The organism is Dactylosporangium sp. NPDC000244, assembly GCF_040300725.1.
GTDB lineage: Bacteria > Actinomycetota > Actinomycetes > Mycobacteriales > Micromonosporaceae > Dactylosporangium.
In genome coordinates this window covers 15,124-37,150 of sequence record NZ_JBEPEH010000061.1, presented here as the reverse complement: position 1 = coordinate 37,150, position 22,027 = coordinate 15,124, and the positions used below count along the sequence as shown (strand labels likewise).

At 73.5% G+C, this 22,027-nt stretch carries 22 protein-coding genes; 15 read left to right on the top strand and 7 right to left on the bottom strand.

Annotated elements, in window-relative coordinates:
- Positions 1 to 13: 13 nt before the first annotated feature.
- The 5 genes from ABT369_RS52775 (at position 14) to ABT369_RS52755 (ending at position 7,929) form a co-directional block, all read left to right on the top strand.
- Positions 14 to 748 carry a class I SAM-dependent methyltransferase gene (locus ABT369_RS52775; protein ID WP_350625389.1) on the top strand — a complete coding sequence of 245 codons (735 nt, stop codon included), beginning with the start codon at positions 14 to 16 and terminating at the stop codon, positions 746 to 748.
- A 167-nt stretch (positions 749 to 915) separates the two neighbouring features.
- Positions 916 to 5,022 carry a SpoIIE family protein phosphatase gene (locus ABT369_RS52770; RefSeq protein ID WP_350625387.1) on the top strand — a complete coding sequence of 1,369 codons (4,107 nt, stop codon included), beginning with the start codon at positions 916 to 918 and terminating at the stop codon, positions 5,020 to 5,022.
- Complete coding sequence (locus ABT369_RS52765) at positions 5,019 to 5,336, top strand: STAS domain-containing protein (protein ID WP_350625385.1); 318 nt, start codon at positions 5,019 to 5,021, stop codon at positions 5,334 to 5,336. Before ABT369_RS52770 ends, ABT369_RS52765 begins: the two co-directional genes overlap by 4 nt.
- Positions 5,333 to 6,535: a PP2C family protein-serine/threonine phosphatase gene (locus ABT369_RS52760; RefSeq protein ID WP_350625383.1), complete on the top strand. Its 1,203-nt coding sequence runs from the start codon at positions 5,333 to 5,335 to the stop codon at positions 6,533 to 6,535. The genes ABT369_RS52765 and ABT369_RS52760 overlap by 4 nt, the downstream gene beginning before the upstream one ends.
- A gap of 152 nt (positions 6,536 to 6,687) precedes the next feature.
- Positions 6,688 to 7,929, top strand: a complete 1,242-nt coding sequence (locus ABT369_RS52755) for an SGNH/GDSL hydrolase family protein (RefSeq protein WP_350625381.1) — start codon at positions 6,688 to 6,690, stop codon at positions 7,927 to 7,929.
- A gap of 36 nt (positions 7,930 to 7,965) precedes the next feature.
- Here ABT369_RS52755 and ABT369_RS52750 read toward each other — a convergent pair whose 3' ends face one another.
- The 3 genes from ABT369_RS52750 to ABT369_RS52740 are packed head-to-tail and all read right to left on the bottom strand — an operon-like array spanning position 7,966 to position 9,500.
- The gene (locus tag ABT369_RS52750; protein WP_350625379.1) at positions 7,966 to 8,868 is read right to left on the bottom strand and encodes a PfkB family carbohydrate kinase; all 903 of its coding nucleotides are present in this window, start codon (positions 8,866 to 8,868) and stop codon (positions 7,966 to 7,968) included.
- Positions 8,865 to 9,068 (bottom strand): hypothetical protein, encoded by a 204-nt coding sequence (locus tag ABT369_RS52745; protein WP_350625377.1) that lies wholly within the window; start codon positions 9,066 to 9,068, stop codon positions 8,865 to 8,867. The genes ABT369_RS52750 and ABT369_RS52745 overlap by 4 nt, the downstream gene beginning before the upstream one ends.
- A gap of 57 nt (positions 9,069 to 9,125) precedes the next feature.
- Complete coding sequence (locus ABT369_RS52740) at positions 9,126 to 9,500, bottom strand: STAS domain-containing protein (RefSeq protein ID WP_350625375.1); 375 nt, start codon at positions 9,498 to 9,500, stop codon at positions 9,126 to 9,128.
- Between the two features lie 96 nt (positions 9,501 to 9,596).
- On the opposite strand from ABT369_RS52740, the gene ABT369_RS52735 reads away from it, so the two are divergent.
- The 5 genes from ABT369_RS52735 to ABT369_RS52715 all read left to right on the top strand — a co-directional run bounded on the left by ABT369_RS52735 (position 9,597) and on the right by ABT369_RS52715 (position 12,647).
- Positions 9,597 to 10,841 (top strand): PP2C family protein-serine/threonine phosphatase, encoded by a 1,245-nt coding sequence (locus tag ABT369_RS52735; protein ID WP_350625373.1) that lies wholly within the window; start codon positions 9,597 to 9,599, stop codon positions 10,839 to 10,841.
- A gap of 95 nt (positions 10,842 to 10,936) precedes the next feature.
- Entirely contained in the window at positions 10,937 to 11,365 is a 429-nt protein-coding gene (locus tag ABT369_RS52730; protein ID WP_350625371.1) for an ATP-binding protein, read from the top strand.
- A 163-nt stretch (positions 11,366 to 11,528) separates the two neighbouring features.
- Complete coding sequence (locus ABT369_RS52725) at positions 11,529 to 11,915, top strand: DUF3618 domain-containing protein (protein WP_350625369.1); 387 nt, start codon at positions 11,529 to 11,531, stop codon at positions 11,913 to 11,915.
- A 10-nt stretch (positions 11,916 to 11,925) separates the two neighbouring features.
- Positions 11,926 to 12,279, top strand: coding sequence for a hypothetical protein (locus tag ABT369_RS52720; RefSeq protein ID WP_350625367.1), 354 nt, complete (start codon positions 11,926 to 11,928; stop codon positions 12,277 to 12,279).
- Positions 12,280 to 12,341: 62 nt separating this feature from the next.
- Positions 12,342 to 12,647, top strand: coding sequence for an STAS domain-containing protein (locus ABT369_RS52715; protein WP_350625365.1), 306 nt, complete (start codon positions 12,342 to 12,344; stop codon positions 12,645 to 12,647).
- Between the two features lie 64 nt (positions 12,648 to 12,711).
- Here ABT369_RS52715 and ABT369_RS52710 read toward each other — a convergent pair whose 3' ends face one another.
- Together ABT369_RS52710 and ABT369_RS52705 are read right to left on the bottom strand one after the other, a co-directional pair.
- A complete protein-coding gene (locus ABT369_RS52710) occupies positions 12,712 to 14,028 on the bottom strand; it encodes a radical SAM protein (RefSeq protein WP_350625363.1) in 1,317 nt (438 codons plus the stop codon).
- A 68-nt stretch (positions 14,029 to 14,096) separates the two neighbouring features.
- Positions 14,097 to 15,113, bottom strand: a complete 1,017-nt coding sequence (locus ABT369_RS52705; protein ID WP_350625361.1) for a LacI family DNA-binding transcriptional regulator — start codon at positions 15,111 to 15,113, stop codon at positions 14,097 to 14,099.
- Positions 15,114 to 15,170: 57 nt separating this feature from the next.
- Between ABT369_RS52705 and ABT369_RS52700 the strand changes: the two genes are divergently transcribed.
- Positions 15,171 to 15,620, top strand: coding sequence for a phytanoyl-CoA dioxygenase family protein (locus ABT369_RS52700; protein ID WP_350625359.1), 450 nt, complete (start codon positions 15,171 to 15,173; stop codon positions 15,618 to 15,620).
- 15 nt (positions 15,621 to 15,635) lie between these two features.
- Here ABT369_RS52700 and ABT369_RS52695 read toward each other — a convergent pair whose 3' ends face one another.
- Positions 15,636 to 15,947, bottom strand: coding sequence for an STAS domain-containing protein (locus ABT369_RS52695; RefSeq protein WP_350625357.1), 312 nt, complete (start codon positions 15,945 to 15,947; stop codon positions 15,636 to 15,638).
- Positions 15,948 to 16,295: 348 nt separating this feature from the next.
- On the opposite strand from ABT369_RS52695, the gene ABT369_RS52690 reads away from it, so the two are divergent.
- The 4 genes from ABT369_RS52690 to ctaD all read left to right on the top strand — a co-directional run bounded on the left by ABT369_RS52690 (position 16,296) and on the right by ctaD (position 20,539).
- Positions 16,296 to 16,850, top strand: a complete 555-nt coding sequence (locus tag ABT369_RS52690) for a vitamin K epoxide reductase family protein (protein ID WP_350625355.1) — start codon at positions 16,296 to 16,298, stop codon at positions 16,848 to 16,850.
- 64 nt (positions 16,851 to 16,914) lie between these two features.
- Entirely contained in the window at positions 16,915 to 17,337 is a 423-nt protein-coding gene (locus tag ABT369_RS52685) for a cytochrome c oxidase subunit 4 (RefSeq protein ID WP_350625353.1), read from the top strand.
- Entirely contained in the window at positions 17,334 to 18,878 is a 1,545-nt protein-coding gene (gene qcrB / locus ABT369_RS52680) for a cytochrome bc1 complex cytochrome b subunit (RefSeq protein ID WP_502891940.1), read from the top strand. Before ABT369_RS52685 ends, qcrB begins: the two co-directional genes overlap by 4 nt.
- Complete coding sequence (gene ctaD / locus ABT369_RS52675; RefSeq protein WP_350625351.1) at positions 18,875 to 20,539, top strand: aa3-type cytochrome oxidase subunit I; 1,665 nt, start codon at positions 18,875 to 18,877, stop codon at positions 20,537 to 20,539. The genes qcrB and ctaD overlap by 4 nt, the downstream gene beginning before the upstream one ends.
- A gap of 10 nt (positions 20,540 to 20,549) precedes the next feature.
- Here ctaD and ABT369_RS52670 read toward each other — a convergent pair whose 3' ends face one another.
- Entirely contained in the window at positions 20,550 to 21,998 is a 1,449-nt protein-coding gene (locus tag ABT369_RS52670; protein WP_350625349.1) for a GGDEF domain-containing protein, read from the bottom strand.
- Positions 21,999 to 22,027 lie beyond the last annotated feature (29 nt).

The window sequence follows — 22,027 nt, the reverse complement described above, 5'->3', positions numbered from 1 at the left end:
TACCCTGGGTGGCGTGAGCGAGTGGACCAACGAGCGCGCGATCGAGCGGTGGGGCACCATGCCGCGGAAGCTGCTCGAGGACATGGCGCACGACGGCGACTACGCCAAGCGCCACCTCGTCAACCCGGTGCTGCTGCGGCTCCTCGGCGACGTCGCCGGGCGGCGCATCCTCGACGCGGGCTGCGGCGGCGGCTACCTCAGCCGCATGCTCGCCGCCCGCGGCGCGGAGGTCGTCGGGGTCGAGCCGGGGCGATCGCTGTTCGAGTTCGCCGCGGAGCGGGAAGCCACCGCGCCGCAGGGCATCCGCTACGTGCGGGCCGACCTGTGCGACCTGCCCGACCTGTGCGACTTGCCCGACCTATGCGACCGGTTCGACGCGGTGGTGTCGAGCATGGTCCTGCCGGTGATCCCGGACTGGACCGGCGCCATGCGCGCGTGCGTCGAGCACCTGCGGCCGGGCGGGCTGTTCGTGTTCACGGTGAACCATCCGTGCTTCGAGCAGCTGGCCCCGACGTGGCGTGCCCACGGTGAGTACCGCACGCGCCGCTACCTGGCCGAGTACGAGATCCCCGGGCCGAGCGGGGCCAACTTCCACCGGCCGCTGTCGGCGTACCTGAACCAGCTCGCGGCCCTCGGCTGCCGGCTGACCGAGGTCGCCGAGCCCGGCCTGCCGCCCGAGACCCCGGACGCCGTCGAGGCCTACATCCACCTGCCGAACTTCCTCATCGTGGCGGCCACGACCGCCTGAAGGACTGGCCGTCTGACGCCAACCACATCGGCGCACCCGAATGCCGGCGTCCCCCGGCCGCGGTGTGGTTGACCATCCCCGCGCCCCGAACCGAGCGGCCGCACGGTAGTTCTGGTAGGCCTTTGGGTAACGAAACGATCGTGGCGCGAGCGGAGCAGGGGGGCGGTATGTCCGAAGGGAGGCATCCCGACGGCGTGGACGTGTTTGCCGTGGATGCCGAGGTCGGCCGGGACCTCGCCGTGGTGGACTGGGCCGCGACCCCGCTCGGAGCGCCGGGCGGCTGGCCGCAGAGCCTGCGCACCGCGGTCAGCATCCTGCTGGCCTCGCGCTTTCCGATGTGGATGGCGTGGGGGCCGGAGCTCACATTCTTCTGCAATGCCGCATATCGCCGCGACACACTCGCCCGCAAGTACCCCTGGGCGCTCGGGCGCCCGGCCCGCGAGGTCTGGGCGGAGATCTGGGGCGAGATCGGGCCGCGCATCGAGTCCGTCCTGGCCACCGGGACCGCCACGTGGGACGAGGGGCTGCTGCTCTTCCTCGAGCGGTCCGGATACCGCGAGGAGTCCTACCACACCTTCTCGTACAGCCCGCTGCACAACGACGAGGGCGCGCTCACCGGCATGTTGTGCGTGGTGAACGAGGACACCGAGCGCGTCATCGGCGAGCGTCGCATGGCCACGCTGCGCGACCTCGGGTCCGACCCGAGCGTGGTGCGCACCGAGCGGGAGATGCTCGCCTTCGCCGCCGAGCAGCTCGAGCGCAACGGCCGAGACCTGCCCTTCACGCTGACCTACCTCTTCGACGACGACGGCGGCGCCGAGCTGGCCGCCGCGACCGGGCTCGCCCCGGGGCACCCGGCCGCGCCGCAGCGCATCGCCCCCGGGGACATCGCCCCCGGGGACACTGCCGGTCCGTGGTCGATCGCGGGCTCGCCGATGCCGATCGACCTGCGGGGCCTCGAGGGGCTGCCGACCGGGGACTGGGCCGAGCCGCCGACCCAGGCGCTGCTGTTGCCGCTGTTGCAGCAGGGCGCGACGCCATACGGCTTCCTCGTCGCCGGCCTGAACCGGTACCGCCTGCTGGACGAGGGGTACCGCGGGTTCCTCGAGCTCGCCGCCGGGCACGTGTCGACCGGCATCGCCAGCGCCCGCAGCTACCAGGCCCAGCAGCGGCGCGCCGAGGAGCTCGCCGAGCTCGACCGGGCCAAGACCGCGTTCTTCTCCAACATCAGCCACGAGTTCCGCACCCCGCTCAGCCTCATCATGGGCCCGCTGCAGGAGCTGCGCGACCACCTCCCGCCCGACGACCAGCGCTCCCGCGACGAGGTCGAGGTCATCCACCGCAACGGCCTGCGGCTGGGCAAGCTCGTCAACACGCTGCTGGACTTCTCCCGCATCGAGGCCGGCCGGATGCAGGCCCGCTACGAGCCCGTCGACCTGCCGCTGTTCACGGCCGAGCTGGCCAGCGTGTTCCGGGCCGCGGTCGAGCGGGCCGGGCTCGCGTTCGACGTCGACTGCCCGCCGCTGCCCCAGCCGGTCCACCTCGACCGCGGCCTGTGGGAGAAGATCGTCCTGAACCTGCTCAGCAACGCGCTGAAGTTCACGTTCGACGGCGGCATCCGCGTCGCGGTCGCGGCCCGGGACACCCACGCGGTGGTGACCGTCGCCGACACCGGCATCGGCGTGCCCGCCGCCGAGATGCCCCGGCTGTTCGAGCGTTTCCACCGCATCGCGACCGCCCGTGCCCGCTCCAACGAGGGCAGCGGCATCGGCCTGGCCCTGGTGCAGGAGCTGGTGACCCTGCACGGCGGCACCATCGAGGCCGAGAGCACCCCCGGCGCCGGGACCACGTTCACCATCCGGCTGCCGTTCGGCGCCGCGCACCTGCCGCCCGACCAGCTCGCGGCGGCGACGGGCAGCGACACCGTCACGGAGACGGCCGAGCCGTTCGTGCGCGAGGCCCTGCGCTGGCTCCCCGGCGCCGAGGAGGACCACCCGGCCGCCGGCCCGGTGGTGCCCGCGGTGCCCGGCGACGGACCCCGCGCCCGGGTGCTCGTCGCCGACGACAACGCCGACATGCGCGACTACCTGCGCCGGCTGCTCGACTCCGCGTACGAGGTGACGACCGTGGCGGACGGTACCGCCGCACTGGCCGCCGCCCGGGCCCAGCCGCCGGACCTGATCGTCTCCGACGTGATGATGCCGGGCGTGGACGGCCTGGCCCTCGTCGCCGCGCTGCGGGCCGACCCGCGCACCGCAGGCGTGCCGGTCATGCTGCTCTCGGCGCGCGCCGGGCAGGAGGCGGCCGTCGAGGGGCTCTCCGCCGGCGCCGACGACTACCTGGTCAAGCCGTTCGCGGCCCAGGAGCTGCTGGCCCGGGTCCGGGCCAACGTCGATCTCGCGCGGCTGCGCAACCACCACGCCCGGTGGCGGACCGCGCTCATCGACTCGCTGCAGGAGGGGTTCTTCGTCGCCGACGAGGACGGCGCGGTCGTCGAGGTCAACGCCGCCTTCGCCGACATCCTCGGCTACCCGGCCGACGGGGTGCCCTACCCGGCGCCGCACCCGTGGTGGCCCGACCCGCAGGCCGATCCGACCTCGCACGAGGAGGTCATGGAGCAGTACCGGCAGGTCGTCACGGGCCGGCACGGCAACATGGTCCTGCCGTTGCAGCACCGCGACGGGCACCGGCTCTGGGCCGCGGTCACGATCAACTCGGTGCACGACGACGCCGGCTCCACGATGCTCGTCGGCACCCTGCGCGACATCACCACCGAGCGCTCCGCCGCCCAGCGCGAGACCGCCCTGAACGCCATGAACGAGCGGCTCGCCGACGCCCGGACCGTCCCGGAGGTGCTGCAGGCCGCCGTCGGGCAGCTGCGCCGCCAGTGGCACGCCGCCGGGGTGACCGCCCGGGCCGGCGCCCTCACCGTGTTCGACGCGGCCGGCGAGGCCCAGGCGCCCGCGGTGCTCGACGGCCTGCTCGACCTCGGCCATTCGCGGATCCTCATCGAGATGGGGGCCGGCGGCCGCCCGGTCGGCGCGGGCACGAGCCTCGACTCGCCGCTCGGGGCGGTCGGCATCCGGATCGCGCTCGACCCGGCCCGCGGCTTCGGCACCGAGGACCAGACGCTGCTGTTGCTGCTGTGCGGGTCGGTGGCCCAGGCCCTGCACCGGGCCTACGCGTTCGACCAGGAGCGCGAGGTCGCGGTCACGCTGCAGCGCTCGATCCTCGGCCCGGTCGTGCTCCCGGACGGGTTCGCGGTGCGCTACCAGCCGGCGACCCGCCCGCTGGAGGTCGGCGGCGACTGGTACGACGCCGTCGACCTGCCCGACGGGCGCATCGGCATCATGGTCGGCGATTGCGTCGGCCGCGGGCTGGAGGCCGCGACGGTCATGGGCCAGCTGCGCAGCGCCGCCCGCGCCCTGCTGCTGCAGGCGACCGGGCCGGGCCAGGTGCTCACCGCGCTCGACCGGTTCGCGGCCCTGCTGCCGGGGGCCGTGTGCACGACGGCGTTCTGCGCCATCCTCGACCCCGAGGACGGCGGGCTGATCTACGCCAGCGCCGGCCATCCGCCCGCGATCCTCGCGCTGCCGGACGGGCAGAGCGAGCTGCTCACCGTGGCCCGGGGGCTGCCGATCGGCGTCCCGCGCGGCGAGGTCCGCAACGAAGCGAGCGTCACGGTGCCCCCGCGCGGGGTGCTGCTGGTGTACACCGACGGGCTGGTCGAACGCCGCCGGCGTCCGCTGACGGTCGGCATCGGCAACGCCGCCGACGCGGTGCAGTCGCACCAGGCCCTGCCCGTGGACGAGCTCGCCGACCGGGTCCTGGAGCAGATGATCGGCGACGAGGGGGCCAGCGACGACGTGGCCATGCTGCTGTACCGCCACCCGGCCCCCCTGGACTTGTCCTTCGCGGCCAGGAGCAGCGAGCTGGCCCCGACCCGGGCCGCGCTGCGCCGCTGGATGGGCCGGGCCGGGATCGGCACCTACATGGCCCAGCAGGTGCTCGTCGCGGCGGGCGAGGCGTGCGCCAACGCCATCGAGCACGGGCACCGCGAGGGGCAGGGCTGGGTGCGGCTGCTGGTCCGGGCGATGGGCAGCGACCTGCACCTGACCGTCACCGACAACGGCAGCTGGCGGCCCGAGCGCAGCGAGCCCGACCCGAACCGCGGCCACGGCATCAAGCTCATGCGGGCACTGATGCAGCACGTCGACCTCCAGACCGGAGCCACCGGTACCACCGTCGAGATGTCCACGAGGATCACGCCATGACCACTCCGCTGCACATCACCACTGGTCGTGCGGTCGACGGCGTCGCCCGGCTCAGCGCCGTCGGCGAGATCGACCTCACCAACGCGGCCGAGTTCGCGGCCCGGCTGCGCGACGCGCTCGGCGACGGGGCCGGGCGGCTCCTGGTCGACCTGACGCGGGTCGAGTACCTCGACAGCGCCGCCCTGGCGACCCTGTTCGCGCACGCCGAGCGGCTCGACATCCGGATCAGCCCGCTCAACGAGGCCCTGCTGACCTTCAGCGGCCTGGACCAGCTCGCGGCGGTCGAGGTCGTGGCGGGGGACGCCGGCGCATGACGGACCCGCACGACAGCCTGGAGCAGCTGCGGCGCCTGCAGCAGATCACGGACGCCGCGCTGTCCAAGCTCGGCGTCGAGGACCTCCTTCACGAGCTGCTCGTGCGCGCCCGCGACCTGCTGCACGCCGACACCGCGACCGTCATGCTGCTCGACGAGGACAGCGGCGACCTCGTCGCCACCGCCGCCAGCGGCCTCGAGCGCGAGGTCAACCTCGGCATCCGCGTGCCCCTCGGCCGCGGGTTCGCCGGCGTGGTCGCGGCGGGTGCCCAGCCGGTCGCGATCGACCGGGTCGACGCGACGACGGTGGTGAGTCCGGTACTGCTGGACGAGCACATCGCCGCGATGCTCGGCGTGCCGATGATCACCGCGGGGCGGGTCATCGGGGTGCTGTACGTTGGCGCCCGCACCCCGCGAGCGTTCACGCCCGGCGACATCGAGCTGCTCCAGCTCGTCGCCGACCGGATCGCCCCCGCCACCCAGGCCCGCCTGCACAGCCTCGACCGCGCGACCGCCTACGCCCTGCAGCGCAGCCTGCTGCCGAGCCGCCCGCCGGACATCCCCGGCCTCGAGGTCGCGGTCCGCTATGTGCCGGGCGCGCAGGTCGGCGTCGGCGGCGACTGGTACGACGTCTTCGAGCTGCCCTCGGGCGGCATCGGCGTGGCCGTCGGCGACGTGGCCGGCAACGGGCTGCGCGCCGCCGTGGTGATGGGCCGGATCCGCTCGGCCCTGCGCGCGTACGCCCTGGAGAGCGACGACCCCGCCGACGTCCTGACCCGCCTCGACCGCAAGATCCACCGCTTCGAGCCGGGCGCGATGGCCACGGCGATCTACGCGGTCATCGACCCGACGCTGGCCACGATGGCCCTGTCGGCCGCGGGCCACCCGCCGCCGATGCTGGCCGCGCCCGGCGCCGCCACGCAACTGCTCCCGGTCCGCGCGAACCTGCCGCTGGGCACCCACATCAGCCGGCCCCGGCACAACACCGAGTTCCCGCTGCCGCTCGGCGGCACGCTGCTGTTCTACACCGACGGCCTGGTCGAGCGGCGGGCCCGGCCGATCGGCGAGGGGCTGGACCGCCTGGCCGGGGCCGTCACCGCCACGGACCCCGACGAGCTGTGCACGAGCGTGATGGCCGCGATGCTCAACGACGAGCCGGCCGGCGACGACATCGCCCTGCTGGCCCTGCGCCGGATCTAGTTTCGCTGCCCGTTCGCGCCACCGGCGCGCGTGGCGGCGCGGCCGGGGCCGCTCGGTGTGGCAGGCTCGCCGGACGACGTTCTGTCAACCGTTGACAATTCATCGACGGTCGTCTTTGCTTGCCGTACCGAAGCATCGCCTGGGGAGGGACCATGCCTCGACGGCTTTCCGCTGCCCTGTGCGCGGCCGCCACCGCGCTCACCGCATCCGTCTTCGCCGCCGGCCCGGCCGCGGCCGCCACGCCCCTGCGGATCATGCCGCTCGGGGCCTCCATCACGTGGGGGACCGCCTCCACCGACGGCAACGGCTACCGCGGGGAGCTGCGCCGCCATCTCGCCGACGACGCCGGGATCGCGGTCGACTTCGTCGGCTCCCAGCAGTCCGGCAACGGCGCGGACCGCGACAACGAGGGCCATCCGGGCTATCGCATCGATCAGGTCGCCGCCGGTACCGACGCCTGGATCGCCGCCGCGAAACCCGATCTCGTGCTGATCAACGCCGGCACCAACGACATGATCCAGAACTTTGACGTGGCCAACGCGCCGGCCCGGCTCGGCGCGCTCATCGACCAGATCCGGCGCGACGCGCCCGCGGCGACCGTGGTCGTGTCGACCCTCGTGCCCAACCGGGACGCGGCCGTGAACGCGCGCGTGACCGCGTTCAACGCGAAGCTGCCGGCCCTGGCCCAGTCCAAGGGCGTGCGGCTCGCCGACTTCGCCGCCAACCTGACGCTCGCCGACATCGGCCCCGACGGCATCCACCCGACCGATGACGGCTACTCGAAGCTCGCCAATGTGTGGTACTCCACGCTGCAGCCCCTCCTCGGCGCCGGACGGGCCTGGCCGGTGTTCCGCACCGACTTCGGCAACACGGTGCAGCAGCTCACGTGGACCGACACGGTGCAGTCGTCGCTGAACGTCGGCGGCTACTGCTGCAGCCTGACGAGCATGGAGTCGGGCCGCCGGGCCGAGCTCGCCCACGGCGGGACGTACGCGCTGATGTACTCCGGCAACGACATGAGCGCGTCCGGCTCGTACTCGTACAACCGCCTCTACAACGTGCACGTCGCGCTCACGGCCGGCACGACGCTCACGTACTGGATCTACCCGCAGCAGGCCAACGGCACCTACGTGGCCCTGGACCTGTTCCTGACCGACGGGCGCAGCCTGCGCGACTCGGGGGCCGTGGACCAGTTCGGGGTCCGCGCGCACCCGCAGTTCCAGGGCCAGGGCGGCCACCTGGTGCCGAACCAGTGGAACCGGGTCACGGTGAACCTGACCCCGCTCGCGGGCGGCACCGTCGACCAGATCCGCATCGGCTACGACCGGCCCACGGGCACCGGCCTCTTCCGCGGCTACGTGGACGACATCGACATCACCCGACCCGCCGTGTGACGAGCCGGGCCGTGTGACGATCCGGGGCCGGAGCGCTCACCCGAGGCCCAGCAGCGCGGGCCGGCCGCTCGGGTGCCCGACGGTCGCGCCGGACGCGGCCACCGCGAACCGCGCCGCGTCCGGCACCGGGTCGCCGCGCAGCAGGGCCACGGTCAGGGCCGCGACGAGCGCGTCGCCGGCGCCCGTGGTGTCGACGAGCTTCTCGTCGCCGAGGGGCAGCGTGAGCGTCTCGACGTTCGGGCCCGGGCCGCGCCAGGCGAACACGTTGCCCTCGGCGAACGCGAGCGCGGCCACCCGCGGCCCGGCGCGCACCAGGTCGGCCGCCGCGGCCTCGAGCAGTTGCGGGGAGTCGGCGCCGGTGAGCAGCCAAGCCTCGTGCGCGTCGGCCCGCACGACGTCGGCGAGGGCGAGCAGCTCGTCGCGGGCGCGGGCCGGGGCGGCGCCGTCGAGCACCACGAGGGCGTCGGCGTTCGCGGCGCGCCGAGCCGCGGCGAGGACGGCCTCCTCGGGCTGCTGCAGTTGTACCAGTACCGCCTCGGCCGTCCCGAAGGCCCGATCGGCGCGCGTGACGTCGCCCGCGGACAGCAGCACCGGCTCGGGGAGATGCTCGAGGTAGCGCCACCGGTTCGGCTCCTGCAGCACCTCGACGATGAGCCCGGTCGCCGTCCCCGGCCGGCGCACCACGGCGGAGACGTCGATCCCGTCGGCCCTCGCCTGCTCCAGCAGCACGTCTCCGGCCGGATCGTCCCCGGCCACCGCGACGAGCGCGGGGCGCGCCCCGAGCTGCGCGAGCGCGACGGCCTGGTTGGCGCCCTTGCCGCCGAGCTGCTCCCGCCGCTCCCGCACGGCCCCGGAGGTGCCCGCCTCCGGCAGCCCGCCGTCCAGCACGAGCACCAGGTCCCGCGCGAGCTGCCCGACGACCGTGACGTTCGCGTTCATGCGACCACCCGCACGGTGTCGAGCCGCGTGTCGGCGCCGTCGGCCATCAGCTCCCCGGCCCGTGCCAGGTAGCCGTTCGACGAGGAACGGTCGTCCAGCCCCGGGGAGGCGATCGTGTACCCGTAGCGGTCGAGGCGGTGATATTCCTCGAGCGCCTCGAGCAGCGGTGCCTGGCTGTGGTCCATCCGATACTGTCGCACCGGGGCCGACTACCACCGTTGAGGCCGCGGGAAACACCGACCCGTGGTCCGGGCCGCTCAGGTCTGCGCGGCGGCCTCCTCGGCGGTGGCGAAGACCGGCAGGATCCACGTCAGGTTGGTGATCTCCAGGACGCTGGCGACCATGGGCTGCGCGGTCGCCAGCCGCAGCCAGCCGCCCGTCTCGTCCAGGGCCGAGCGGGTGCGGACCAGGAGGTTCAGCGCGCTGGAGTCGCACATCGGCACCTCGGCGAGGTCCACGACGATCCGGGAACCGCCCGCCTGGGTCAGCCCCTGCAGCGTCTCGGCGAGCGGGTGCAGCGTGTCGAACAGGAGCCGGCCGGTCACGCGGACGACGACGGGATCGCCGTCGAGCACCTGCACGGTCACGGCATCGGAGGGTTTGCCGCCGTCGCCCAGGAATGAGGATCGCACGATCGTGAGCTTATCCGCGCCGGACGGCGGGCGGACCGCGCGCGGGTGCGAGATGGTGGTGATGTCGTCGCGTGGAGCAAGCGAGGAGGTCGGCCGGTGAGCACCCCCGACGAACCGTGGCCCTGGCGGGCGGCGATCGTCGATCTGCTCGCGCGGACCAGGCTGGCCCAGCCCGACGAGCTGGCCGCCGAGGTCGCCGCGGCCGTGCTGCCGCTCGGGCTGGAGACCACGATCTACCTCGTCGACCAGGAGCAGCGCACGCTGCGCCCGGTGCCCGGGCCGGGCGCGGCGGACACTGAGCCGATCGAGCCGATCCCGGTCGATTCGACGGTCCCGGGCCGGGTGTTCATGACGGTGTCGAGCGAGCCGGTGCCGGCCGGCGACGGGCGGCCCGCCCGGCTGTGGATGCCCATGCTCGACGGCAACGAACGCCTCGGCGTGCTGGAGGTGGTCGTCCGCGGCGACCCCGGCACCGACCCCGGCGACGAGGCCTTTCTCGCCGGCTGCGACCTGTTCGGCCAGCTCGTCGGGCACCTGATCGCGACCAAGGTCCCGTACGGTGACGCTCTGCTCAAGGTCCGTCGCGCCCGGCGCATGTCGGAGGCCTCGGAGCTGCTCTGGCAGCTGCTGCCGCCCCTGACGTTCGTGTGCCACCGCGCGGTGGTCTCGGCGATCCTCGAGCCGTGCTACGAGGTCGGCGGCGACGGGTTCGACTACGCGGCGGACGGCACGTCGCTGTTCTTCGCGATCTTCGACACCGCCGGGCACGAGATGCGGGCCGGTCTCGGCACGGCCGCGGTGATGTCGGCGATCCGGGCGGCCCGGCGGGCGGGCGACGACCTGGACGCGCTGGCCCGGGCGGCCGACCGGGCGCTGGAGGCGTACCTTCCGGAGCTGCGCTTCACCACGGCGGTCCTCGCGCACCTGGACCTGGACAGCGGCCGGATGCGCTACGTCAACGCCGGGCACCCGCCGCCGCTGCTCGTGCGGGACGGCCGGCTCGTGCACGGGCTCACCGGCGGCCGCCGGCTGCCGCTGGGGCTGGGGCTGGACGACGCCGGGCGGGAGGTCGGCGAGGAGATGCTGCGGCGCGGCGACCGGATCCTGCTCTACACCGACGGCATCACCGAGGCGCGCGACCGCGACGGCACCGCGTTCGGCGTGGACCGGCTCGCCGGGCTCGTCCGGCGCGACGCGGGCCGGCTCCCCGCGCCCGAGACGCTGCGCCGGCTCTGCCACGCGGCGCTGTCGCACTACGACGGGCCCCCGTCCGACGACGCCACGCTGATGCTGGTCGAGTGGTCGTACGACGCGGCCCGGGCGATGTTGCCCCTCGCCTGACGCGAATCGGGCGCGCGGGACCGGGCCCGTGTGTGCCGCGTCGATATCGGGGTATCCCCCCAACGCGTGGCCCGAGCGATTCGCGGGGGAATCTGATGGACGACGAGGACGGCGGCGAGGCCGAGGGTCGCTCGGTGCGCTGGCGACCCCGCAACGGCCGCGACGTGTCCGTCGCCGCCGCCGCCCGCGAGTGGGTGCTCGGCGTCCTGCCCCGGCTGCTGGCCCGGCCCGCGACCGCCCGGCTGTGCGACAACGTCGAGCTGCTCGTCTCCGAGCTGACCGCCAACGCGCTGCTGCACGCCGACGGCGTCAGGTACATCGACGTGTACTGCACCGACCGCGTCCTCGGCATCTCGGTGCACGACGACGTCGCCGCCCCGGTGGTGGCCGTGCAGGCGCCCGCGGCCGACGCCGATCACGGCCGCGGGCTGCTGCTGGTCGAGGCGATCGCCGCGCGCTGGGGCGTGCGCGACCACCCCGACGACGGCAAGGACGTGTGGCTGGAGCTGGCCCTGGATCACTGAATCGGCCTATTCGGACGTTTGATTGCCGAATGGCAAGGGAATGTTGACGGCGATTTCGGGAGGGTGCCGCAATGGTTGATGACGCGCCGACGGCCGAGCTCGTCCGGCGGGCCGCGGAGCAGCGTGGACACCGTGAAGGCCCGGTGCGGGAAGGACGACGAGGATGAGCACCCAGAGCGAGGAGGCGGACCGGCTGCGGGCGGAGATCGCCGCGACCCGGGCCGAGCTCGCGGAGACGGCCGAGCGGCTCGCGGCGAAGGCCGACGTGAAGGGCCGGGCCAAGGAAGCGGCCGCCGAGGCGGTCGACGGGGCCAAGCAGCGGGTCGGCGCCGCGGCCAGCACTGTGGCCGACAAGGCCGGCAGCGCTGCGAGCGCCGTCGCGAACCGGGCCACCGGCGCGGCGACATCCGTGCGTGACACCGTTCGCGACACCGTCCGCGACACCGACTTCGCCGCCGAGGCGCGCCGCCCGCTGCCGTGGGCCGTGATCGCCGGGGCGGCCGCCGCCGTGATCGTCATCGTGTACGCAGTCCGCCGCCGGCGGGGATGAGGAGAGACAGATGCGTCTGCTGACCTTGGCCGCGGGTGCGGCCGTCGGCTATGTGCTCGGCGCGCGGGCCGGGCGGGAGAAGTACGAGCAGATCGTGGCCAGCACCGGCCGCCTGCGCGCCAACCCGACCCCCGGGCAGGCCGTGCAGACCGTGCAGGAGCTGTTCAGCGCGCCCGCCCCGGCGGCGGCCACGCCGGCGAAGGCGGTGCCCACGCCGGTTGAGGCGGTGCCCACGCCGGTTGAGGCGGTGCCCACGCCCACGCCCGCGAGCACCGCGGCGCCGAAGCCGCGCAAGCGCGCAGCCGCGAAGGCCGCGCCGAAGACCGCCCCGGTGGACCTGGACAGCCTCGACAGCACGGTGTGACCGGCGACGGCCGGGCGGCCTGACCTCGACGGCTCATACCGCATGGGCCGGGGGGAGGGGCTGTGGTTCCCGACGCTGTCACCATCGCCCCGTCCGGCGTCATCGATCTGCAGACGGCGCCGGCGCTCGACGAGCGGATCCGCGCCGCGCTCGCGGAGCTGCCCGCGCGTGGCCGGCTCGTCGTCGACCTGCGTGAGGTGCGGCTGCTGGACTCGGCGGGCATCCGTACGCTGCTGCACGCCCGCCGGGACGCCGACGTGGCCGGGAGCGAGTTCCGGATCACGGGGGCGCACGGCATCGTCCTGAGCGCCCTGGAGCTGACGGGGGTGGCCGAGCACCTCGCGGGGGGCTGCGGGGGCTCGGCGTGAACGACGAGGCCTACAGCGCCGGCCGCCTGCGCCGCACCCCGTGACGACCGGCCGGCGGTGAGCGCTAGGCGGCGTCGGGCGCGGCGGGCAGGCTGTCCATGAACGAGCTCACCGAGAAGACCGCGCGGCCGGGGCCGGCCGGGCCGTAGCCGGGCGGGCTCGTCAGGCCGTTGGCCTCCATGATCGCGCGGTAGGACTCCAGCAGCCGGACGTGGTACTCCAGCGGCGCCCCCTGCGGGTTGCCCTTGCCCAGCGGCGTGGTCGGCTCCGGGCACCAGGTGGTGAACCGCGGGGTGATGCCGCGGGACATGAAGTACTCCAGCCCCTCGGCGGTGGAGGCGATCGCCTCGTCGACGGTGGTGAATCCGGCCGGGGCGGCCATCTCCACGCCGGCCACGAAGTTCGGGATGACGTTGCGGGGGCCGAACACCTCGGCCGAGTCGAGGATGCGGCGGTGCCACTCCTCGCGGCCGACGTAGCGCTCCTTGCCCGGGCAGTAGAGCTCGAACAGCCGCTTGTCCCACACCTCGTAGTTGGGGTGGTAGATCTGGATGCCGTAGTCCTTGAACCGCTGCACGTCGGCGCGGGGCAGGGCCTGGGCGACCACCTTGCCGATCCAGCGGCCCGGGAAGCGCTCCTCGATCGCCTGGGCGTACTGCCCGTAGAAGTCCGCCTCGGCCTTGCCGCCCACGTGGGAGGTGATGCTGCCGCCGGTCAGCGTGTAGGCCTTCGACGCCCGCTCGGTGTCGTGCTTGTCGATGATGGCCAGCGCCTCGAGGATCTCGTCCACCGGCTTGACGCCCGTGTACGGCCGCCCGGCCGCCTTGTGCTGGCGCCAGTTGTGGTTGATGTCGCAGTACTGGCACTCCTCCTTGGCGCCGAAGTACTGGCACACCCGGAAGGCCGTCAGGTAGATGAGGTAGCCCCACTGGATGGTCGGCGCGACCTCCATGACGGACTTGCCGTTCGCGAGGGTGTGCCGGTAGTAGTCGGGCATCGGCGGGAGCCCGATGTCGGCGATGGGCCGGTCGTCCAGGTGCAGCCGGAGCCGGCCGTCCTCGTCGGTCTTCACACGGTACGGCGAGCTGGGGTTGATCCGCACGGAGACCACGGTGCGGCGCAGATCGTAGGGCCCGCCGGTGAGCACGATCTCCTCCGGCGGCCGGCGCAGCGCGGCGGTGCCGAGGTCGGGCAGGGTGCGGTGGTCGAAGGAGAAGATGAAGTACGACTTCGGCTTGACGTCCCCGCCCTCGTTGTCGGTGAGGGCCGAGTCGTCGAAGGCCATGCCGCCGCGCAGCAGATCCTCCTTGATGACCGCCTCCCTCGGCACGTGGGGAAAGCGACCCATCAAGTCCTCGACGAGCTCCGTACGCGACTGCATCACCAGAACATCCTCCCGGACGACCGGCGGATGTGCGGCACCCGCCACCGATGTGAGCACCGTCTCCCTCAGGCGGAGCTCTCCCGCGCGACGAAGCGGTGCGGGACGACCACGCAGCGTGCCGGACCGGCGGCCGTGCCGCGGCCGAGACGGTCGGCGAGGCACTCCAGCGCCGCCTCCGCGATGGCCGCCTTGTCCGGCGCGACCGTGGTCAGCGACGGCGTGCTGAACCGGCCGTCCTCGATGTCGTCGAACCCGGCCAGCGCCACGTCCCCCGGCACCCCCACCCCGCGCTCGCCGGCGGTGCGCAGCGCCCCGAGCGCGAGCTGGTCGGTGAAGCAGAACAGCGCGTCGAACTTGCGCCCCTCGTCCAGCAGCCCCGCCAGGGCCGCGGCACCGTCCGCGCGGTGCAGGCGCCGCACCGGGACCTCCAGCGCGGGATCGGGCCGGACGCCGGCCTCGGCGAGCGCGGCCCGGTAGCCGCGGTGCCGCTGCTCCGCGGTGCCGTTGGCCAGGTGCGGCTGCAGCCCGACGACGGCGATGCGGCGCCGGCCGGTCGCGAGCAGGTGGCGGGTCACGTCCGCGGCCGCCGCGACGTTGTCGATCGCGACGCGGTCGAAGCGGCCGCCGCCGTCCTGCTCGCCGAGCAGCACCACGGGCGCGCCGCCCGGGTGCGGGCGCAGGTCGGCGGGGCTGAGCGCCCACGGGCTGATGAGCAGCCCGTCGACGACCTGCCCGCCCGGCGCCCGCCCGCCGTCGAGCAGCCGCCGCTCGCGCTCCGGATCGCCGTCGGTCTGCTCGACCAGCACGGTCCACGACCGGCGCTCCGCGGCCCGGGTCACCAGGGCGGCCAGCTCGCCGAAGTAGGGCGAGGCGATCTCGGGCAGCACCAGCCCGACGAGCCCGGAGCGGCCGCCGCGCAGGCTGCGCGCGGCGGCGTTGGGCCGGTACTGCAGCTCGTCGATCGCCCGCTGGACGCGCTCGCGGGTGCCGGCGGCGACGAGCGGGAAGTCGTTCACGACGTTCGACACGGTCCGGATCGACACACCCGCCCGCTCGGCGACGTCCTTGAGGCTCGCTCCCACAAATCGATCGTACGGCACCACTTGCAACGTTGCATGCCACGTTGCAAGCTTGAGCGCATGCAGGCCTACGACGAGATCTACCGCGACGGCATCACGGCGTGCCGCGGGGCGTTTCCGGTCGAGTGGGCGGACCGGATGCGCGAGGACATGGACGCGGCCCTCGCCGAGGCGCTCGCCCGGCCCGGCGGCGCGGTCGGCCGCGGCCCGAACCGCCACTACGTGGAGATCCACCCCGAGCAGCTGCGCGGCTTCGCCGACCTGGCGTCGCACCCGTGGGTCACGGCGGTCTGCGAGGCCGTGCTCGGTCCGCGGTACCAGATCGTGGAGCTCGGCTTCGACGTGCCCGGGGCCGGCAACGACGAGCGGCACGCGATGGCGGTCATCCGCGACTACCACGCGGCCCTGCCCGCGGTGGTGCGCGACCACCTGACCTGCGCGGTGGTCGGCACGCTGGTGCCGATCGAGCAGAAGCACACCATCGAGGGCCTCGTCATGGGCGACGCCTGACGTCGGCGGCGCCCGTCAGGCGGCGATGCCGAGCAGCCCGACGATCTTCAGCACCTCGCGGGCCGGCTCGCTGAGGTTGCTTACCCGGAACCGCACGCCGACCGTGCGGGCCCGGTTGCGCGCGGCCAGCAGCACGCCGACCCCGGCCGCGTCGAGCATCGTCACCGCCCCGAGGTCCACCTCGACCCGCCGCAGCCCGTCGCGGCCGAGCACGGCCGCGATCGCGTCGAAGAGCCGGTTGCCCGTGTCGAGGTCGACCACGCCGATGACCGCGACGGTCGCCGTGTCGGCGCCGCCGTCGACCCGCACGGCGAACTCGTCGAGCAAGCGATGGACCTCCTCTCGTCGAGCTGACGACCCCTGGACCGTCTGGTACCCCGCCGGCGCGAAGTTTGATCGCCGCCACTGGGCTTCGCCGGTCCGGCCGACCCCGGAAGGTGGCTCGCCCATATCTGAGACTCGCCGCGCCGGACATCGGTTCCAACCGGATGCTGACCGGCCGCGGACCGGCACGGACGAGGGCCGCCCCGGTACCCGGCCACGGGACGGCCAAACGCCCGGGATGTGTGAGCCGCCCGCGCGGGGGAACCGGCAGAGGGTGACTCGGGTGCGCAGTGACCCCAGGCGCCGGTGGCGCCGCGTTCCGTCCCGGCGGTGGCGACGAGGAGCCGGTTCATGACCCGGCGTGCGGCCTCGATGCCCGAGTGGTGGCGGCTCGCCTTCGACGGCCCGTCGGCCTGGCCGGTGCGGATCATCGTCGCGGCGCTGGCGCTGATGGGCTTCGCGGTGTCGCTGCGGCTGGCCCTGTTCCAGTACGGCGTGACCGGCGAGGTCTGGGAGCCCTGGTTCGGCGACGGCAGCGTCCGCGTGCTCGACTCCGCGTTCTCCCGGTCCCTGCCGGTGCGCGACGCGGCCCTCGGCGCCGCCGCCTACCTGCTGGAGATGGTGCTGGAGCTCTCCGGGGGCACCCGCCGCTGGCGCCGCCGGCCGTGGCTGGTCCTCCTGCTCGGCCTGACCGCCGCCGCCATGGCGCTCACGGCGATCGGCCTGATCCTGGTGCAGGCCCTGGTCGTGGGCACCTTCTGCACGTTGTGCCTGCTCTCGGCCGCGATCTCGCTGACCGTGCCGTTCCTCGTCGCCGAGGAGGTGACGGCGGCCTGGCGGCAGATCCGCCGGGCCCACCGATACGGGTTGACGTGGAAGGTGGCGGTCCGCGGCGAAGGCGTTTGAACCCTGCCCGGCGGGATAGGTGGCGCTGCGGTGCCGGACGACCCGTCCGGGTGAAGGGGGCGCGGTGCGCACGGAGGCGAAGGTGTTCGGGATCATCGCCGCGCTGATGTTCGCCGCCGCGGCCGTGTACCTGTGGTGGACCGGGAGCGGCGCGGTCGCTCACACGGAGTGGGCCGGCGGCACCGCGCTGGTCGTGTCGGGCCTGATGAGCACGCTCTGCGCGGGCTACTTCGCGCTGGTCGCCCGCCGGATGCCGCCGCGGCCCGAGGACCGCCCGGACGCCGAGATCGCCGACGGGGCCGGGACGGTCGGGTACTTCGCCCCGCCCGGCTTCTGGCCCTTCGGCATCGCGATCGCGGTGGCCACCGGGGCCGTCGGGATCGCGCTGAGCCAGTGGTGGCTGCTGGGCACCGCCGTGATCGCCTCGCTGCTGGCCATCGCCGGCCTGGTGTACGAGTTCTACGCCGGCTCCCCGGAGTCGCGGTGAGCCGGCGTCCGCCCCGCGCCGAGCGGGCGGCCCGGGCGGCGGACGAGCGCTTCCAGGCGGCCACGCCACTGCGGCGGATGCTGAACAAGGTCTTCCCCGACAACTGGTCGTTCATGCTCGGCGAGCTGGCGCTGTACTCCTTCGTCATGCTCGTGCTGACCGGCATCATGCTCGCGCTGTTCTTCGACCCGTCGATGCGCGAGGTCCGCTACGACGGCTCCTACGCGCCGCTGCGCGGGATGCCGATGTCGGCCGCCTACGACTCCACCCTGCGGATCACCTTCGACACCCGCGGCGGGCTGTTCCTGCGGCAGATGCACCACTGGTCGGCGAACCTGTTCATGGCCGCGATCGTCGTGCACATGGGCCGGATCTTCCTCACCGGCGCCTTCCGCAAGCCGCGCGAGGCGAACTGGGTCATCGGCATCCTGATGTTCTGGCTCGGGTTCATCGAGGGGTTCGCCGGCTACTCCCTGCCCGACGACGGGCTGTCGGGCACGGGCCTGCGCATCGCCGGCACCATCATCGAGGCGCTGCCCATCGTCGGCACCTGGGCGTCCAGCGCCCTGTTCGGCGGCGAGTTCCCGGGCGAGCTGATCATCGGCCGGCTGTACATCGTGCACGTCCTGCTGGTGCCCGGGGTGCTCATCGCGCTCATCAGCGTGCACCTGGGCCTGATCGTCAAGCAGAAGCACACCCAGTGGCCCCGCCCCGGGCACACCGACGTCAACGTCGTCGGCGAGCGGATGGTGCCGGGCTTCGCCGGGCGCTCCACGGGGCTGGCGATCATCGTCTTCGCCGTGATCGCCGGGCTCGGCGGCCTCGTGCAGATCAACCCGCTGTGGCTGTTCGGCCCCTACGAGGCCGCCGTGGTCTCCGCGGGGAGCCAGCCCGACTGGTACGTCATGTTCCTCGACGGCGGCCTGCGGCTCATGCCCCCGTGGGAGATCCGCGCCTTCGGCTACACGCTGTCCCCGGTCTTCTGGCCCGGCGTCGTGCTCCCGGGCCTGCTGACCGTCCTCGCGATCGGCTACCCGTTCGGCCACGCCCGGCGGCATCCCGGCGAGGGCTATCAGAACCTGCTGCAGCGGCCCCGCGACGCGCCCACCCGCACCGCGGTCGCCGCCATGGCCGTGACGTTCTTCCTGGTGCTCACCGTGTCGGCCGCCAACGACATCATCGCCGACAAGTTCCACATCAGCCTCAACGCGATGATCTGGGCGGGCCGCATCGGCGCGGTGCTGCTGCCGCCGCTGGCGTTCTACGTCGCCCGCCGGGTGTGCCTGGGCTTCCAGCAGCAGGACCGCCAGCGGCTCGCGCACGGGCTGGAGACCGGCGTGGTCGTCCGCATGCCCGACGGGGAGTACCGCGAGATCGAGCAGCCGCTCGCCCCTGCTGACGCCCTGCCGCTGCCGTACGCCGGATGGGCTGTGCCGAAGCGCATGCAGCGCGTGGGCGCGGGCCAGCCGGCGCTGACGGGGACCGCCGAAGCCGGCGCGAAGAAGACCGCCGATGCCGGAGCCGAAGGAGACCGCCGATGACCGATCGCGCGGTGCTGCCGATCGATCCGGTGCACACGCCCAACCTGCCCGGTCCCCGCCGCCGCACCCTGCCCGGCTCCCGGGTCGTGGACCTGCTGGCGACCACGGACGCCAAGCGCATCGGCGTCATGTACTTCGTGACGTCGTTCGGCTTCTTCCTGCTGGGCGGCGTGCTGGCGCTGCTCATGCGGGCCGAGCTCGCGCGCCCGGGGCTGCAGTTCCTGTCGACCGAGCAGTACAACCAGCTGTTCACGATGCACGGCACGATCATGCTGCTGCTGTTCGCCACGCCGCTGGTCTTCGGCTTCGGCAACTTCCTGGTGCCGCTGCAGATCGGCGCCGCCGACGTGTCCTTCCCGCGGCTCAACGCGCTCGCGTACTGGCTGTACCTCACCGGCGGCCTCATCACCATCGCCGGGTTCGCGAGCCCCGGCGGGGCGGCCGACTTCGGCTGGTTCGCCTACGCGCCGCTGAACAGCGAGCCGAGCTCGCCCGGCGTCGGCAGCGACCTGTGGACGATGGGCCTGGTGGTGGCCGGCGTCGGCACGGTCATCGGCGCCGTCAACATGATCACCACCGTGGTCACGCTGCGGGCGCCCGGCATGACCATGTTCCGGATGCCCATCCTGACCTGGAACATCTTCATCACCGCGATCATGGTGCTGATGGCGTTCCCGGTGCTCACCGCGGCCCTGCTCGTGCTCGAGGCCGACCGCAAGCTCGGCGCGCACGTCTTCGACCCGGCGGTCGGCGGGGCGTTGCTGTGGCAGCACCTGTTCTGGTTCTTCGGCCATCCCGAGGTGTACATCGTCGCCCTGCCGTTCTTCGGCATCGTCACCGAGATCCTGCCGGTCTTCGCGCGCCGGCCGGTCTTCGGCTACAAGGGCCTGGTCGGGGCCACGATCGCCATCGCCATCCTGTCGATGGGGGTCTGGGCGCATCACATGTTCGTCACCGGGCAGGTGCTCCTGCCGTTCTTCTCTTTCCTGTCGTACCTCATCGCCGTCCCCACCGGCGTGAAGTTCTTCAACTGGATCGGCACCATGTGGCGCGGCCAGCTGACGTTCCAGACCCCGATGATGTGGTCGCTGGGCTTCCTCGTGACGTTCCTCTTCGGCGGGCTGTCCGGGGTGCTGCTGGCCTCGCCGCCGGTCGACTTCCACGTCAGCGACACGTACTTCGTCGTCGCCCACATGCACTACGTGTTGTTCGGCACGATCGTCTTCGCCGCGTTCGGCGGGCTCTACTTCTGGTTTCCGAAGATCACCGGCCGGATGCTCAACGAGCGGCTCGGCAAGGCGCACTTCTGGCTGACGTTCGTCGGCTTCCACACCACGTTCCTCGTCCAGCACTGGCTCGGCACGCGCGGGATGCCCCGCCGGTACGCGGACTACCTGCCCTCGGACGGCTTCACGACGTACAACACCATCTCCAGCATCGGCGCGCTCATCCTCGGGGTGTCGATCCTGCCGCTGCTCTACAACCTGTGGTCCTCGTACCGCTTCGGGCGCGTCGTCGAGGGCAACGACCCGTGGGGATACACCAACTCCCTCGAGTGGGCCACCAGCTGCCCGCCGCCGCGGCACAACTTCACCCGCCTGCCGCGCATCCGCTCCAACCGCCCGGTCTTCGACGAGGTGTACGGCCCGCAGGAGCCCTGATCCCGCGCGGTCAGCCCGCCCGGCCCGCCGCGAGCGCGACCCGGTCCCGCCCGGCCCGCTTGGCCGCGTAGAGGGCCGCGTCGGCCCGGGCGACGAGCTCGTCGGAGCCCTCGCCGTCGGCCAGCATCGCGATGCCCGCCGAGAACGTCTGGCCCAGCGGCGTCGCCTCGCGCATGCGGTCGAGCACGCGCCCGGCCTCGTCCGCCGAGGCGCCGGGCAGCAGCACGACGAACTCCTCGCCGCCGTAGCGGGCGAGCAGGTCGGCCGAGCGCAGGTGGTGCTGCCAGGCGGCCGCCGCCTCCTTGAGCAGCCGGTCGCCGGCGGGATGGCCGTAGCTGTCGTTGAACCGCTTGAAGTGGTCGAGGTCGACGAGCGCGACCGCGAGCGGCGTCCCGGTCCGGCGCGCGCGCTCGACAGCCCGCGGCACCTCGGCGTTCCAGGCCCGCCGGTTCGCCAGCCCCGTGAGGTCGTCGGTGACGGCGAGCTCGCGGACCTTCTGCGACTGCATGTCGAGCTGGGTGAGCAGTTGGGACATGCGGGTCACGACGAGCAGGAACAGCGCCGCGCAGCCGAGCGCTATGGCCACGGCATCGCTCACGTCTCCGGTCAGCGCCTCGGCGAGCAGCAGCGCGGGGCCGACGAGCGAGGTCGAGGCCAGCACGGCGAGCATGCGCCGGCTGGGTCGCACCGGCCGCGGCGGAGCGGGGCGGGCGATGGTGCGCACGTCCGGGTGCAGCGCCGTGGCGCCGAACGCGAGGAACCCGACCAGGTACACGTCTGCGAGCAGCTTGTGCGCCATCGGACCCGGCTCCAGGGCGAGCTGGTTGACCACGACCCACGCGGTGTCCCCGGCGAGGAAGGCGATCAGGGCGGTGCCGAGCAGCCGGAACGACGTGTTGTGCGCCGCGCCGTCGAGCAGCAGCCGCACCGTCATGGCGAGCAGCACGATGTCGCCGACCGGGTAGGCGACGCTGACGACGTGCCCGAGCAGCCCGATGTCGGGGTCGGACGCCGCCGGCTTCACCATGAAGATCCACGCGAGCAGGCTGATGCCGGTGGTCAGCGTCCCGGCGTCCACGACGGTGGACCAGTTGCGCAGCGGGCTGCGGCGCCGGATGAGCAGGAACATGCCGGCCGCGGCGAACGGGTACAGCGACAGGTAGGCCGCGTCGGCCCACGAGGGGAAGCCCGGTTCCGCCATGGTCCTGGTCAGGATCGCCTCCACGCCGATGCCACTGGCGTTGCCGGCCACCCCTGCGGCGACGAGCCACCACGCGGCCGGGGCGGCGGGCCGGTGCCGCCGGACGCCGACGACGATCGCCGCGGCGCCGAGCCAGCCGCACGCGACCTGCCATACCGTCTGGGCCAGGCTGCCGTCGGGCACCATCGGGAACCCCGCCAGGATCAGCCCGGCGAGGGCGAGGTAGGCCGAGGCCAGCCGACTGCGTACCGCTTGCACGGCCATACCTTCGGCACGCGGCCCGCGAT

Excerpts from the sequence above, each read along its gene's own strand:
- ABT369_RS52725 (WP_350625369.1), top strand. The coding sequence starts at position 11,529 with ATGAGCACCCAGAGCGAGGAGGCGGACCGGCTGCGGGCGGAGATCGCC.
- ABT369_RS52755 (WP_350625381.1), top strand. The coding sequence starts at position 6,688 with ATGCCTCGACGGCTTTCCGCTGCCCTGTGCGCGGCCGCCACCGCGCTC.
- ABT369_RS52700 (WP_350625359.1), top strand. The coding sequence starts at position 15,171 with ATGCAGGCCTACGACGAGATCTACCGCGACGGCATCACGGCGTGCCGC.
- ABT369_RS52750 (WP_350625379.1), bottom strand. The coding sequence starts at position 8,868 with ATGAACGCGAACGTCACGGTCGTCGGGCAGCTCGCGCGGGACCTGGTG.
- ABT369_RS52720 (WP_350625367.1), top strand. The coding sequence starts at position 11,926 with ATGCGTCTGCTGACCTTGGCCGCGGGTGCGGCCGTCGGCTATGTGCTC.
- ABT369_RS52730 (WP_350625371.1), top strand. The coding sequence starts at position 10,937 with ATGGACGACGAGGACGGCGGCGAGGCCGAGGGTCGCTCGGTGCGCTGG.
- ABT369_RS52690 (WP_350625355.1), top strand. The coding sequence starts at position 16,296 with ATGACCCGGCGTGCGGCCTCGATGCCCGAGTGGTGGCGGCTCGCCTTC.
- ABT369_RS52760 (WP_350625383.1), top strand. The coding sequence starts at position 5,333 with ATGACGGACCCGCACGACAGCCTGGAGCAGCTGCGGCGCCTGCAGCAG.
- ctaD (WP_350625351.1), top strand. The coding sequence starts at position 18,875 with ATGACCGATCGCGCGGTGCTGCCGATCGATCCGGTGCACACGCCCAAC.
- ABT369_RS52765 (WP_350625385.1), top strand. The coding sequence starts at position 5,019 with ATGACCACTCCGCTGCACATCACCACTGGTCGTGCGGTCGACGGCGTC.
- ABT369_RS52770 (WP_350625387.1), top strand. The coding sequence starts at position 916 with ATGTCCGAAGGGAGGCATCCCGACGGCGTGGACGTGTTTGCCGTGGAT.
- ABT369_RS52710 (WP_350625363.1), bottom strand. The coding sequence starts at position 14,028 with ATGCAGTCGCGTACGGAGCTCGTCGAGGACTTGATGGGTCGCTTTCCC.